The 14332-nt window shown below is 40.0% G+C and carries 15 protein-coding genes; all 15 read left to right on the top strand.

Annotated elements, in window-relative coordinates; genetic code table 11:
* Positions 1 to 58 precede the first annotated feature (58 nt).
* The 15 genes from paaD to AC1TO4_RS05510 all read left to right on the top strand — a co-directional run bounded on the left by paaD (position 59) and on the right by AC1TO4_RS05510 (position 14323).
* Entirely contained in the window at positions 59 to 559 is a 501-nt protein-coding gene (paaD, locus tag AC1TO4_RS05580; RefSeq protein ID WP_482104504.1) for a 1,2-phenylacetyl-CoA epoxidase subunit PaaD, read from the top strand.
* Between the two features lie 16 nt (positions 560 to 575).
* Positions 576 to 875, top strand: coding sequence for an EthD family reductase (locus AC1TO4_RS05575; RefSeq protein WP_482104503.1), 300 nt, complete (start codon positions 576 to 578; stop codon positions 873 to 875).
* The gene (locus AC1TO4_RS05570) at positions 875 to 1222 is read left to right on the top strand and encodes an enoyl-CoA hydratase/isomerase family protein (RefSeq protein ID WP_482104502.1); all 348 of its coding nucleotides are present in this window, start codon (positions 875 to 877) and stop codon (positions 1220 to 1222) included. The genes AC1TO4_RS05575 and AC1TO4_RS05570 overlap by 1 nt, the downstream gene beginning before the upstream one ends.
* 51 nt (positions 1223 to 1273) lie before the next feature.
* A complete protein-coding gene (locus AC1TO4_RS05565; RefSeq protein WP_482104654.1) occupies positions 1274 to 2752 on the top strand; it encodes an aldehyde dehydrogenase family protein in 1479 nt (492 codons plus the stop codon).
* 437 nt (positions 2753 to 3189) lie between these two features.
* Entirely contained in the window at positions 3190 to 3585 is a 396-nt protein-coding gene (locus AC1TO4_RS05560; RefSeq protein WP_482104501.1) for a thioesterase family protein, read from the top strand.
* A 42-nt stretch (positions 3586 to 3627) separates the two neighbouring features.
* Positions 3628 to 4773 (top strand): Leu/Phe/Val dehydrogenase, encoded by a 1146-nt coding sequence (locus tag AC1TO4_RS05555; RefSeq protein WP_482104500.1) that lies wholly within the window; start codon positions 3628 to 3630, stop codon positions 4771 to 4773.
* Between the two features lie 14 nt (positions 4774 to 4787).
* A complete protein-coding gene (gene pdhA / locus AC1TO4_RS05550) occupies positions 4788 to 5840 on the top strand; it encodes a pyruvate dehydrogenase (acetyl-transferring) E1 component subunit alpha (protein WP_482104499.1) in 1053 nt (350 codons plus the stop codon).
* Complete coding sequence (locus AC1TO4_RS05545; RefSeq protein WP_482104498.1) at positions 5841 to 6860, top strand: alpha-ketoacid dehydrogenase subunit beta; 1020 nt, start codon at positions 5841 to 5843, stop codon at positions 6858 to 6860. It abuts the gene before it with no gap.
* A gap of 12 nt (positions 6861 to 6872) precedes the next feature.
* Positions 6873 to 8093 carry a dihydrolipoamide acetyltransferase family protein gene (locus tag AC1TO4_RS05540; RefSeq protein ID WP_482104497.1) on the top strand — a complete coding sequence of 407 codons (1221 nt, stop codon included), beginning with the start codon at positions 6873 to 6875 and terminating at the stop codon, positions 8091 to 8093.
* Between the two features lies 1 nt (position 8094).
* Complete coding sequence (locus AC1TO4_RS05535; protein WP_482104496.1) at positions 8095 to 9525, top strand: dihydrolipoyl dehydrogenase family protein; 1431 nt, start codon at positions 8095 to 8097, stop codon at positions 9523 to 9525.
* A 215-nt stretch (positions 9526 to 9740) separates the two neighbouring features.
* A complete protein-coding gene (locus tag AC1TO4_RS05530) occupies positions 9741 to 10721 on the top strand; it encodes an ABC transporter substrate-binding protein (RefSeq protein WP_482101952.1) in 981 nt (326 codons plus the stop codon).
* 17 nt (positions 10722 to 10738) lie between these two features.
* Entirely contained in the window at positions 10739 to 11788 is a 1050-nt protein-coding gene (locus AC1TO4_RS05525; protein WP_482104495.1) for an ABC transporter permease, read from the top strand.
* A complete protein-coding gene (locus AC1TO4_RS05520; protein ID WP_482104494.1) occupies positions 11766 to 12563 on the top strand; it encodes an ABC transporter ATP-binding protein in 798 nt (265 codons plus the stop codon). Before AC1TO4_RS05525 ends, AC1TO4_RS05520 begins: the two co-directional genes overlap by 23 nt.
* Positions 12564 to 12776: 213 nt before the next feature.
* Entirely contained in the window at positions 12777 to 13568 is a 792-nt protein-coding gene (locus AC1TO4_RS05515) for a fumarylacetoacetate hydrolase family protein (RefSeq protein ID WP_482104493.1), read from the top strand.
* Positions 13565 to 14323: a fumarylacetoacetate hydrolase family protein gene (locus AC1TO4_RS05510; RefSeq protein WP_482104492.1), complete on the top strand. Its 759-nt coding sequence runs from the start codon at positions 13565 to 13567 to the stop codon at positions 14321 to 14323. The genes AC1TO4_RS05515 and AC1TO4_RS05510 overlap by 4 nt, the downstream gene beginning before the upstream one ends.
* Positions 14324 to 14332: the final 9 nt, after the last annotated feature.

Raw genomic sequence — 14332 nt, 5'->3', positions numbered from 1 at the left:
ACTCAGCATTTCAGTATCCATTTAGTTTACTGGCTCCAAATAGAGAGAGGTGTATAGCATGACTGCTTCTATTAATCTTTCAACCAAACAAATTTTTGAGGTACTAATGAATGTTAAAGACCCGGAAATTGATTCAGTGAGTATTATTGATCTTGGTATGGTAAGTGAAGTTACTATCGAAGGGGGAAACGTTAGAATCTCTCTATTACCGACTTTTTTAGGATGTCCAGCGTTAGAATTTATTAAGACAAATACGGTAAATGCTGTAAAGAAACTGCCGGGAGCGGAGAGTGTTGAAGTCGAATTCGTTTTTCATCCACCGTGGACTTCAGACCGCATAACGGAACAAGGACATGTGAATTTGCGGAAGTTTGGAATCGCCCCTCCGCCCCTCTATTTCGAGGAAGATGGTTCATGGCATGTGAATTGCGCATATTGTGGTTCTGAATATGTAACGATGGAAAACATTTTTGGACCGACAGCTTGCAGAAGTATATTGTACTGCAAAAGCTGTAAAAACGTATTTGAGGCAATGAAACCGGTATCGACATTAATGTAAAATGATGAGAAGAAAAATGACTAAGCTATTCCCATTATACAATCACCCTGAAAACAAAGAGGCTTTTGATGAACATTATTTCAATGCACTCACCGCTAACGGAAAAATTCCTGGACTACGTGAAATGAAAGTTACAAAAATAACGGGATTACCAATGGGAGGAGAATATAAATACTACCTCACTTGTGAAATAATGTATGACGATTTTGAAGCATTACAACAAGGATTACGCTCTCCAGAAAGGAAAGCATCTGGAAAAGACTTTATGGAATTTGCGGGAGATCTAGTAACATTAATGATTGGTGAAGGTGAGTAATGAACAGTTTTGAATTCATTGAATCTACATTAAGGGGAAGTATTGTGGAGGTTGAATTAAATCGCCCGCGCCAGTTAAATTCAATGAATCGAAAAATGGTTAATGAGCTAGTCATTGCTATGGGAAAGTTTGACCGAAATGATAATGTCCGCGTCATCGTGTTGACTGGAAAAGGACGCGCATTTTCGGCAGGAGCTTACATTGATGAAATGACTAATGACAATCCAATCAGTCTGGAACTAATGCATGAAGCACAAGGGCAGCGGTTAGGTGGATTAACGAACAATCACCGTGAAGGTGTTGCGGCATTTATGGGAAAACATAAACCTGTTTTCACAGGGCTATAGGAGGAAAAACCATTGACGACAATTTCAGAAGGAACATTAGACCAACAATCAATGAAACGTGACTTTTACAAACTTTTCATTAACGGTGAACAAGTCGAAAGTAGCAATGGCGAACGCACAAAAATTTACAATCCTGCGACGGGTGAACTTCTTGCGGAAGTAGCAAAAGCAACACAAGAAGATGCTGAAAGAGCTGTTCAAGCTGCCAGAGATTCATTTGATAATGGAAAATGGAAAATAACGCCTTCAGGACGTCGTGCACGTGTACTCAACAAAATTGCAGCAATTATGGGCTCACGCTTTAATGAGCTGGTAGAACTTGAAATTTTAAATACAGGTAAATCACTTGCAGCTGCTAAAGGCCAGATTTCACAAGCAATTGAAGACTTTGAATTTTACGCGGGCGCAATTGTTGGCCTCGGTGGATCTGTAAACAACGTACCTGGTCAATTCCATAACTACACAGAAAAAGAACCACTTGGTGTATGTGCGCAGATAATTCCGTGGAACTACCCACTTATGATGGCCGCTTGGAAAATTGCTCCGGCGATTGCAGCAGGTTGCTCGGTTGTTATTAAACCGGCGTCACTAACGCCGCTTACAGCTATTATTCTTGGGGAAATTTGTTTCGAAGCAGGCGTTCCAGCCGGCGTTGTTAACATTTTACCAGGATCTGGTTCTGAAATTGGTAACTACTTGGTAGAACATGATTTAGTGAATAAAGTTGCGTTCACGGGTTCTACACCAATCGGAAAAGACATTATGGCAAGAGCAGCAGGAACTGTAAAACGCGTAACACTAGAACTTGGTGGGAAATCTCCAAGCCTTGTTTTTGAAGATGCAGACATTGAGGCGGCTGTTGATGGTTCACTCTACGGTGCGTTCAATAACACAGGCCAATCTTGTGATGCACGTACGCGTATCTATATTCATGAAAATGTGTACGATGAGTTCGTTGAGAAGTTTATTGCTAAAACAGAAAAACTAGCAATTGGAGATCCATTTGATAAAGGAACACATATGGGCGCGGTTATCGATCAAGGACAGTTGGACACAGTGAAAATGTATGTTCAATCTGCGATTGATGAAGGTGCGGAAATCCTTACTGGTGGGAAAGAATTGAAACCAGAAGGCTTTGAAAACGGGTATTGGTATGCGCCGACAATTATTGGAAACGTAACACAAGAAATGAAGGTTGTGCGTGAAGAAATCTTCGGACCAGTTGTTGTAGTATCGAAGTTTAAAACCGAAAAAGAGGCAATTGCATTAGCGAATGACTCGGAATTTGGTCTAGCTTCTTCAATCTGGTCAACAAATAATGCAACAACAACACGTGTCGCGAACCAAATTCAAGCAGGAATCGTTATGATTAATACACCATTCTCTGCATTCCCAGGTACACCATTCGGTGGCTATAAACAATCCGGATTTGGCCGTGAACTATCAGTCGGATCGCTTGATCTTTACACTGAAACAAAAAGCATCATGTCGTACTTCGGCAGCCGTCCAGTAAATCCATTCGGACTATAATTGAAAAGCGTAAGGCGCAGTTTAGCCACGACGGGCATAAGTCAAAAGGAAGGCAGCCTAAGATCGCGACGTCCTGTCGCAACGACTGCATACCTGCCTCCTTGCAGGCACGGCGTGGCGCACTTTGCCACATAGCTTGAATGCTTATGACCCGAGCGGTTTCCAGTTTTGTCTCTGTAACTTTTCTAACTAAAAATCTTATGAATCGCTAACCAATAGAAGTAGCTCTACTAAAATCTTGAATTATGAATAAGGAAATTCGGGTATTGTATTTTCTATTTCCGTAGACTCCATATAACTGACTACATTATTTCAAATTTATCTTTTGTAAGCGCTTTCAACTTGGTTTCGGATAGGATAAAGAATGTATCTACTTTTTACTGGTTTTCGGTATTAATTTGAGTTGTTCAGACTATAACGTTAGTAGGGGATAGAAGATGAAGCAAGGTTTGGAAGTAGGTAGAGAAGAATCGATTGAGATTATTGTAACGGAAGATATGTTTGCTTCATTTGAAGGTCAAGTTGTACATCCTGTCTATTCAACGGTAGCGATGACATATCATATGGAGTGGGTTTCGCGGAAAATAATTCTTCCATTTTTGGAAGACAATGAAGAGGGAATGGGTGCATCTATTCAGTTAAAACATCTTGCTGCATCTCCGCTTGGATCTGTCATTACAATAACTGCAGTTTTAGTCAATCTTCATGCCAATAGGGTTGTAACCAGCGTAACAGTAGAAAACAATTTAGGTGTAATTGGAAAAGGTGAAGTAATGCAAGTCATTTTGCCTAAGGAAAAGATTGCTGAGAAACTGAAAGAGGCGTCATCCTAATAGAGATACTGTATGTCCAATCCTAAGGGGGAAATTTGAGTGATGCTAGCTGATAGAACTTCAATTACTAAGGAATTTGAACTTTTCGATCGAATGAGTGAGCATGAACAAGTCGTTTTTTGCAATGATCCTTCAACAGGTTTACGTGCAATTATTGCGATCCATGATACAACTCTAGGACCCGCACTTGGTGGATGTCGCATGCAACCTTATAGCAGCATGGAAGAAGCTTTGGAGGATGTTCTTCGCCTATCTAAAGGTATGACGTATAAATGCGCAGCTGCAGATGTCGATTTCGGGGGTGGGAAAGCCGTTATTATTGGCGATCCCACAACGGACAAATCACCGGAATTATTCCGCGCATTCGGCCAGTTTGTGAATTCTCTAGGTGGACGTTTTTATACGGGAACGGATATGGGAACGACGATGGATGATTTCATTCATGCCAAGAAAGAAACGAATTTCGTTAACGGTCTCCCTAAGGAATATGGAGGCGGTGGCGATTCATCTATACCCACGGCGGAGGGTGTTTTGTACGGAATAAAAGCTACCAATCAGATGCTCAATGGTCATGATGAATTAGGTCAACATATATATGCAGTTCAAGGTCTAGGAAAGGTTGGTTTCAAGGTTGCAAGTGGATTACTCGAAGCAGGTGCTCACATTTATGTAACCGATATTAATAAAGAGAATGTAAGGGCAATTGAAAAAGTGGCCGTACAAACAACAGGTAAAGTACAATTCGTTGCTAACGAAGATATTTATTCACAGGAAGCTGATATATTTGTTCCGTGTGCATTTGGAGGAATTATTAACGACGCTACAATTCCTCAGTTCAAAGTGAAAGCAATCGTCGGATCGGCTAATAATCAGTTGCTAGATAATAGTCATGGAAAAATGTTGCGAGATAAAGGCATTTTATATGCACCGGATTATATCGTCAATTCGGGTGGACTCATCCAGGTGGCAGATGAATTGTATGGTATTAATCATGAACGGGTGCTTGCCAAAACAAGACAGATCTACGATGCGATTTTGGAAGTATACAAGGAAGCTGCTAACACTGGGGAAACAACAGAGGAATCGGCAAATGCAATGTGTGAGAAAAGAATAGCATATAGAGGAAAACGAAATAGCTTTTACACTGCACCAGCAAAACCAAAGTGGTCGATTCGAAATCTATCATGACGGGAGCAAGTTAAGTGGAAAATTACCCTATAAAAAGAATAATAGATGATTTGGGCTTTCTTGTAGACTCGAGTATTGAAAAACAAATAGATGAGCAATTAGTTAAAGATTTGTACTATCATATGCTACGAATTCGTACATTTGATAGAAAAGCTGTTAATTTGCAGAGACAAGGGCGTCTAGGAACTTATGCACCTTTTGAAGGGCAGGAAGCGGCTCAAGTTGGTAGTGCACTTGCATTAAACCCTGACGACTGGGTTTTCCCTACGTACCGTGATCATGGCGCAACGTTAACGTTCGGAAAAAATATGACAACAACGTTTTTGTACTGGAATGGTAGAGCAGAAGGTTGTGTAGCTCCCGCGGATAGAAATATCTTTCCACCAGCTGTCCCCATTGCGACTCAGATACCTCATGCTGTGGGGGCTGCATGGGCTGAAAAAAGGAAAGGTACACAAAATGCAGCAATTGCATATTTCGGGGATGGTGCTACTTCGGAAGGCGATTTTCATGAAGGATTGAATTTTGCAAGCGTGTTCAAAGTACCAGTCGTTTTTTTTAACCAAAATAATGGGTATGCAATCTCAGTTCCAATTGAAAAACAGATGAATTCTGCAACAATCGCACAAAAATCAGTTGCCTATGGAATGCCGGGGATTCGGATTGATGGTAATGATTGTTTCGCAGTGTATTTTGAAACTAAAAAGGCTTTTGACCATGCTAGGGGTGGAAATGGCCCGACTTTGATAGAGGCAGTTACATGGCGAAAAGGAGCCCATACAACTGCAGATGATCCCTCTAAATACCGTTCTGAAAAACGAGGAGAGAACTTTGTTGACCCTCTTACCCGGTTGGAATTGTTTATGAAAAATTATGGCTATTGGAAAGATGAATGGATTCAAACGACTATAGAAGAAACGACTCGTGAAATCGAATTAGCTGTGGAAGAGATGGAGCAGTTTCCACCGCCGAACGTAGAAGACGTTTTTGATCATGTATATGCTGAAATGCCTGCACACCTAGTTGAACAAAAAGAAGCATACCTGGCACATTTAGGGAGGCTGTAAATGAATACAACATTGAAAGGGTCTGAATACAAAAATGAAACGACAAAAAAAATGACGCTAATTCAAGCGATTAATGATGGCATGCGTTTAATGTTAGAAGAGGATGAACGAACTATATTACTCGGAGAAGATATCGGTAAAAATGGAGGCGTATTCCGTGCGACAGAAGGACTCCAGGATTTGTTTGGTGATGATCGGGTAATCGATACACCGTTATCAGAAGCAGGGATTATTGGAACTTCAATTGGTCTTGCTGTGAATGGTTTTAAACCAGTTGCGGAAATCCAGTTTCTCGGTTTTATTTATCCTGCTTATGAACAAATAATGACACATGTCTCCCGAATTCGAATGCGATCGATGTCTCGTTTTACTGTGCCTATGGTCATTAGAGCCCCATACGGAGCAGGTGTTCGTGCGCCTGAAATACATTCTGATAGTACAGAGATCTTATTTACTCACATGCCAGGCATCAAGGTAGTGTGTCCTTCTAATCCATATGATGCAAAAGGATTGTTGATAGCGGCAATGGAAGGTCCTGACCCGGTCCTTGTTCTCGAACCGATGAAAATCTATCGTTCAAAAAGAGAAGAAGTACCGATTGGGAAATATAGTGTTGAAATCGGAAAGGGGAAAATCGTACGTGATGGCACGGATGTCACACTTATTGCCTGGGGAGCTATGATTACAATTGCTGAGAAAGCAGCTGAACTGGCCGAGAAGAAAGGGATCAGTTGTGAAATTATCGATTTAAGAACATTGTATCCAATTGATCGTGACATGATTGCTGAGTCCGTACAAAAGACAACGCGAGCGGTCATTATTCATGAAGCGCATAATACGGGTGGACTCGGAAATGATATTGTGTCGATTATAAATGATACAGCATTCCTTTATCTACGTGCCCCAATTGAACGTGTAACAGGATTTGACGTACCCGTTCCATTCTTCACATTGGAAGAACACTATCTGCCAACACCCGCTCGAGTCGTTGAAGGAATTGAAAAAGTGGTTCATTTTTAAGGAGGAAATGAAATGCACGAAGTAAAGTTGCATGATATCGGGGAAGGCATGACAGAAGGGGAAGTGCTCCAATACTTAGTCAGAGTTGGAGAGCAGGTTATTACAGATCAGCCGCTGGTTGTAGTTCAAACTGATAAAATGATAGCTGAATTAACTTCACCCTGCTTAGGTATTGTGAAAGAGATTAGAATTGAAGTAGGCGAAACTGTTCAAGTGGGAACGAGTTTACTCTATATTGAAGCTGATGGAGCCAAGGGGACAGTACAAAGTTCACAAGTGGAAACGGAAAGAGTTACCGAGGAAAAAGTGATACGTTCTACTAAAAACGATGAAAAGTCTTCACCGTTTCCATTTAAACGAGTACTTGCAACCCCGTACACACGTAAATTGGCCCGCGACAATAATATTTATCTTGAAGATGTCCATGCTACTGATCCCTCTGGAAGAGTCACTGAAGAAGATGTTGTTCGGTTTTTGAAAGGGGCGCAATCTAAAGTAGAAACAGTGGAAGACGTTAGGCAAGAAGCAGTTAATCATTTGATTCCAGATGAAATCCCTTTCAATGGGATTCGAAAAAAGATTGCAGAAAAAGTATCAAAATCACTTTTCACCATTCCGCATGTCACACATTTTGATGAAGTCCGTATGACGAATTTATTTATGATAAGGGAACAAATGAAAGCAGCTGGAGAATCGGTTAGTGTAGCAGCATTTCTTATTAAAGCATTAGTCATATCATTAAAGGACTTCCCAATATTCAATGCCGAACTAGATGAAGCAAATAATCGAATACTCCTTAAGAAAAACTATCATATTGGAATTGCAACAAATACTGAAAGTGGACTAATTGTTCCCGTAATCCATGATGCCGATAAGAAATCTATCAAGGAGATTAACAAATGCATTAAAGGATTAACAGAAAGAGCAATCGCAGGTAAATTACAATCGTTTGAAATGCAAAATAGTACATTTACGGTGAGTAATGTTGGACCACTCGGAAGTACGGGTGCAACACCAATTATCAACTATCCAGAAACGGCATTAATTGCATTCCATAAAACAAAAAAACTGCCAATCGTCAATGAGCATAATGAAATCGTTATTGGGCATATCATGACACTCTCCATGGCTTTTGACCATCGGGTTGCTGATGGAGCGACAGCCGTTGCTTTTACGAATCGCTTTGCTAGTCTAATTGAACAACCTCACAAACTGCTGATGGAGATGATATGAAATGGTTGTTGGCGAAATCACTCAGGAAAGAAGTCTAATTATTATTGGAGGCGGACCTGGTGGCTATTCGGCTGCCATACGAGGCGCGCAGCTTGGACTTTCGGTCACTTTAATCGAACAGGCTGATATGGGTGGTGTTTGTTTGACTGAAGGATGTATCCCATCTAAAGTTTTTACACACGCAGCAATGAAACGATCTGAAACAGCTCATTTGCAACAACTTGGGATTGTTAGCTCGGATAACTTTTTCGATTTAAAAAAGCTACTTGGTTATAAAGCTCAAATTATTAATCAGCTAAGGTCTGGTATTGAAAGTCTATGTAATGAAAATAAAATTGAAATAATCCGTGGAAAAGTTACATTTCTCTCAATAGACAAAATCGGTGTGGAAAATGGACATCAATTCGATATTTTTGAATTTGAACAACTAATTATTGCGACAGGAAGTTCCCCAACGTGGCCAGCTATTTTGACTAAGAAAGGGGAAAGAATTCTATTGCCACATGAGCTGTTTAATCTGGAAAAAATACCAAAGCATCTTGTAGTAAGAGGTCAAGATTACATTGCACTGGAAGTTGCCTCTAGTTTTGCAGCACTAGGGGCACAAGTCAGTATAATCATTGATGACAAAGTTGGCTTTCCTTTCGATGAGTCCATCAATAAAGAGTTAACTCGTCTATTTAAAAAGCGTAAAATTAAAGTGTATAAAGAACATGAATTCATTTCATCAAATGAGACGGAAGACGGAATTACAATAAGGTTTTTAACTGATAAAAATATAGAAGAGACAGTTCAAGGTTCACATCTATTCATGTCCGGAACTAGGCAACCCAATTTGAAGACTTTAGGAATATGTCGTTTTGGAATTGAACAAACAGCTGAGGGCTTTATAAAAGTAGATAAGAATATGCAGTCATCGATACCTTCTATATATGCAATTGGTGATGTAACGGAAGGTCCAATGCTTGCTGTGAAAGCCATTAAACAAGGAAAAGCTGCTGTTGCATCAATTGTAGGAGAAAAAACGGAAGTAGATCTTACTTTTATGCCAATAGTTGCCCATACAATTCCACCCGTTGTTTCTGTAGGGATAACAGAACAAAATGCACAGGATTTGGGTCTTCAGATTCGAGTCAGTCAATTTGCACTTGGCGGCAATGGTTATGCAACGATTACCGGTAAAAAAGATGGGTTTATCAAGGTTATAGCTGATTCAACAACAGAAATCATTCAAGGCATTCATATGATTGGAGAAGGAGCTGTTGAAATGGCAGGCTCCTTCGTGCAGTTGCTTGAAATGGCGGCAAAAGAAGAAGATATAAAGTTCCCACACTATGCACATCCAGGTTTCAATGAAGGACTCCTTGAAGCGGTTGAGGGGTTAATCGGACAAGCAATTCACGCTTCGTCTGCTAAAAGAAGAACCTATTAAAAATCTTATGACCCTAAACGTGGAGTCTCCGACTTCCGTTACAATCGACGGAACTCATCCATGCAAACGAAAAATCAATAATAAAATATAGTTAATGTCAGGGTTTTTAATTAATATTAATAATTTTGAAATTGCATCTAGTATAAAATAAACATTTAAATAGACGGAATCTTCAAGAAATACTACCTAAAGTAGTTTAATAAGGGGGAAATGGAATGAATAATGGGTGGAAAAAAGTGGTGGCTATTATTCTTGGCACTGCATTAATACTTTCGGCATGTGGCGATGAAGAAGTGAAGGAAAGTGAATCATCCTCGAAGACATATAAAATAGGTGTCAGCCAAATTGTAGAGCACCCGTCACTAAATGCAGCTTATGACGGCTTTAAGAAAGCGTTAGAAGACGCAGGAATCGATGCGGAATATGATGTTCAAATTGCTCAAGGTGATAACAGCGCCAACACGACCATTGCGACGAATCTGGTCAGTGCAGATGTAGATCTAATATTCGCAAACTCAACACCTAGTGCGCAGGCGGCAGCCAGCGCGACATCAGAAATACCTATCATTTTCACTTCAGTAACAGATGCAGTTGGAGCAGAGCTTGTTGACTCAATGGAGAGCCCAGGAGGAAATGTAACGGGTACAATTGACGCTCATCCTGACGCCATTTCAAACACAATGAAGTTTCTAAAAGAAGAATTAAGTGCAAAAAACGTGGGAATGGTGTTTAACTCTGGAGAACAAAACTCTCGTGCCCAGGTAGATGCAGTAAAAGAAATGCTGAAAGAGATGGACATGACTGTAGTGGAGGCATCGGTCGCTACATCTGCTGATGTGAAACAAGCAACTGAGTCATTGCTAGGTAAAGTAGACTCTATGTACATTATTACAGACAATACAGTTGTCTCTGCACTTGAATCTGTCATTTCAGTTGCCAATGCCAATGAAATTCCAATGATGGTAGGTGAATTTGACTCTGTGAAAAGAGGTGGCTTAGCAGCATATGGCTTCGAGTACTTTGACATTGGCTATGAAGCAGGGCAAATGGCAGTCAAAATCTTGAATGGCGAAAAGAAACCGGCTGACTTACCTGTTCAAATCCCACAAAACTTAAAGTTAATCATGAATAAAGATACTGCTTCTACTCTCGGTCTCGAGATTAAAGACGAATGGAAAGTTGAGTTTAGTGAATAGATTGGAGGTAAATCAATATGTTTTCAGCTGTGTTTGGATCAGTAGAGCAAGGAATTATTTATGCGATTATGGCACTTGGTGTTTATATTTCATTCCGAGTTTTGGACTTTCCAGATTTAACAGTTGACGGAAGTTTTGTAACAGGAGCTGGAGTAGCTGCCACTATGATTATCTTTGGATATCATCCAGTGGCGGCTACTGCAGTAGCCATTGTTATTGGTTTTCTTGCTGGATGTGTAACAGGCCTCCTACATACAAAAGGCAAGATTAATGCACTCCTGGCTGGAATATTAATGATGATTGCTTTGTATTCCATAAATTTACGCATAATGGGTTTAACATCTGAGAATTCAATTGGTCGTCCAAACATACCATTATTAAATGCCGAAACACTATTTATTCAATTCCAGACATTTTGGGGTTCTTTAGGTATTGACAACGCTATTAATAATTTCTTCAGCAAGCTTGGGATTCAATTCTTGCCTTCCACCTGGGGAACATTGTTCATCATGATAATCATTGTTTTGTTAATTAAATTTGTCGTCGATTGGTTTCTGAAAACGGAAGTCGGTCTTGCAATAAGAGCTACCGGTGATAATAAAAAAATGATTAGAAGTTTATCTGCTAATACAGACACACTCGTTATTATAGGTTTAGGCTTTTCCAATGCACTCGTAGCTTTTTCTGGGGCGCTAATCGCTCAATACTCGAAGTTTGCTGACATTGGAATGGGAATTGGAATGATTATTATCGGACTGGCTTCCGTAATTATAGGTGAAGCAATATTTGGAACAAAAACGATTATGCGAACCACATTTGCCGTAATTGCAGGTGCAATTATTTATAGAATAGTGCTCGGTCTTGCGCTTAGAGTCGACTTTCTCGATACGGGTGATATGAAACTAATTACCGCCGTCATTGTAATTGGCGCATTGATCTTGCCACAATACTTTGAAAAGAAACGAGAAAAGAGCAGAAAAGCAAAACGCCATGCTGAACGCTTAGTAGAGCATACACATTTGCTGATGAAAGAAGGAAATGCCGATGCTAAAACTCAGTCAGATTAACAAACTATTTAATGAAGCAACACCTGATGAAAAAATCGCATTGGACCAAATTAATCTTAAGTTACAAATCGGTGATTTCATGACTGTAATCGGGAGCAATGGCGCAGGAAAATCGACGATGCTGAATATGATTTCTGGTGCACTATCTCCTGACTTTGGAACAATTGAAATTGCCGATAAAGATGTAACAAAATTACCGGAATATAAGCGTTCACAAATGATCGGAAGGGTTTTTCAAGATCCAATGGCGGGAACAGCTCCAACGATGACAATTGAAGAAAATCTTGCTATGGCCTTTTCAAGAAATAAAAAACGAGTGTTAAAACGAGCTGTTGATAAGAAACGTCGTGAACTGTTTCGTGAATCACTTGCAACGCTTCATTTAAACCTTGAAAACCGATTGAATGCAAAAGTAGGAATGCTTTCTGGTGGAGAGAGGCAAGCTCTTTCTTTATTGATGGCAACATTTACTCAACCATCAATATTGCTTCTTGATGAACATACTGCGGCGCTAGACCCATCGCGGGCAGAGTTAATTACGAATTTAACCAAACAACTTGTAGAAAAGGATCAACTAACGACGCTGATGATCACACATAATATGCAACAAGCATTAGACCTAGGTAACAGACTTATAATGATGGATAAAGGACAAATTATCTTAGAAATAGATGCCGAAGAAAAGAAGGATTTAACGATTCAAAAACTGATGGATGAATTCCAACGCATACGTGGTGAAAAATTAACCAGTGATAAAGCTTTATTATCAGTATGATTTATTTCCAATTGTAAATAGCGACAGAATATTAACGATGAAGACATTGAAAATACGAGTTCAGAAATGTGTGGGCGCTTCTTTAGCTAGTTTGTGGTTTGAATACTCCAATCTACAAAAAGGGTGCCCTTTTGTGCATCAATTTTAGGGTCAATTTTGAATTGCCGTTTTTGCACTATGAAAAAAAGTCTACAAACTTATGGGGTGAAATGGTTGCGAAGAGCAAGAGTTAAAGTGTTAGGAGCACGTGAACTAATATCAGTGAATGTGATTACTGGAACAAATTCCGTTGTGAAAGGGGGGATTGTAAAAAGTGCAAATGAAATACAATTCGACACCCCCGTTACAGGTACGGTTTTTGGTACGTTGCTGAACTACAAGGGGGTGCTTGAAAAACTCGGCGATGCAGTTCATGAAGAACCATATAATTCGCCTCCAATTTCACCTGTTCTTTATATAAAACCGATGAATACATTAAGTCGACATGGTGCAGATATCCCGATGCCAATTGGGATATCAAAATTAGAAATGGGTGCGGCACTTGGAATAGTAATAGGAACGAAAGCCGTCGCTGTTGATGAAGAAAATGCATTGACCTATGTTGCAGGCTATACGATTGTAAACGATATCAGTGTGCCGCATGAAAGCGTATACCGCCCGGCGGTTCAATATAATGGACGTGATGGATTTTGTCCCATCGGACCATGGATTATCGATAGGCGTGAAATGGATAATCCCGATGATTTAGATATCCGTGTTTTCATCAATAATCAGCTTCAACAAGAAAATTCAACATCGAATTTGATCCGTTCAGTTTCCCGTTTAATTGCAGATGTTACTGAGTTTATGACATTAAGTCCGGGAGATGTATTACTGGTAGGTGTCCCTGAAGATGCGCCACTAGCCGAAGTTGGCGATATAGTTCGAATCGAAATAGCAGGTATAGGAAGTTTAGAGAACGTAATTGTAGAAGAAAGTAAATCCACCTGGAGGGAGCCGATATGAAAAGAGCTCGATTAGCATATGGAGGTGCCATTTTTGATGCGGTTGAATGGGAAGGGCAACTCAAATTAGAGGATGGCCGAATAGTAGATGAGAGTTTAGTAACTTGGCTAACACCCATAGAACCTCGTACGGTATTTGCTTTGGGGCTTAACTATGCTGATCATGCAGCAGAACTTTCATTTGTTGCACCATCCGAACCGCTAGTCTTTTTAAAGGGTCCGAATACGTTGATTGGGCACCAAGCATTTACTCATCGTCCCGCAGATGTCGCGTATATGCATTATGAATGCGAATTGGCTGTAATCATCGGTGAAACGGCACGAAATGTGAAAAAAGAAGATGCATATAGCTATATTAAAGGGTATAGCGTCGTGAACGATTATGCAATCAGAGATTACTTGGAAAACTATTATCGTCCTAACTTACGAGTGAAAAACCGTGATGGATGTACCCCATTTGGACCGTGGATTGTCGATGCAGTCGATGTTGCAGATCCAATGAATTTAAAGCTAACAACACATGTTAATGATGTGCTCGTTCAGGAAGGAAGTACATCGAATATGATTTTTGATATTCCAACACTGATTGAGTATTTAAGTAGCTTTATGACATTGAGTGAAAATGACATAATCCTTACAGGTACTCCAAAAGGTTCAGTTGATACGGCCGTTGGAGATATTGTGGTCACAGAAGTGGAAGGGATTGGACGTTTGATAAATACCATTATCGGAGATGAATTCTTTACAAATCGATAGTGTGGAACA

This window comes from Sporosarcina sp. Y838 (genome assembly GCF_056786515.1).
The sequence above is the reverse complement of the archived record's forward strand: the minus strand, read 5'-3'. Positions and strand labels throughout refer to the sequence as shown.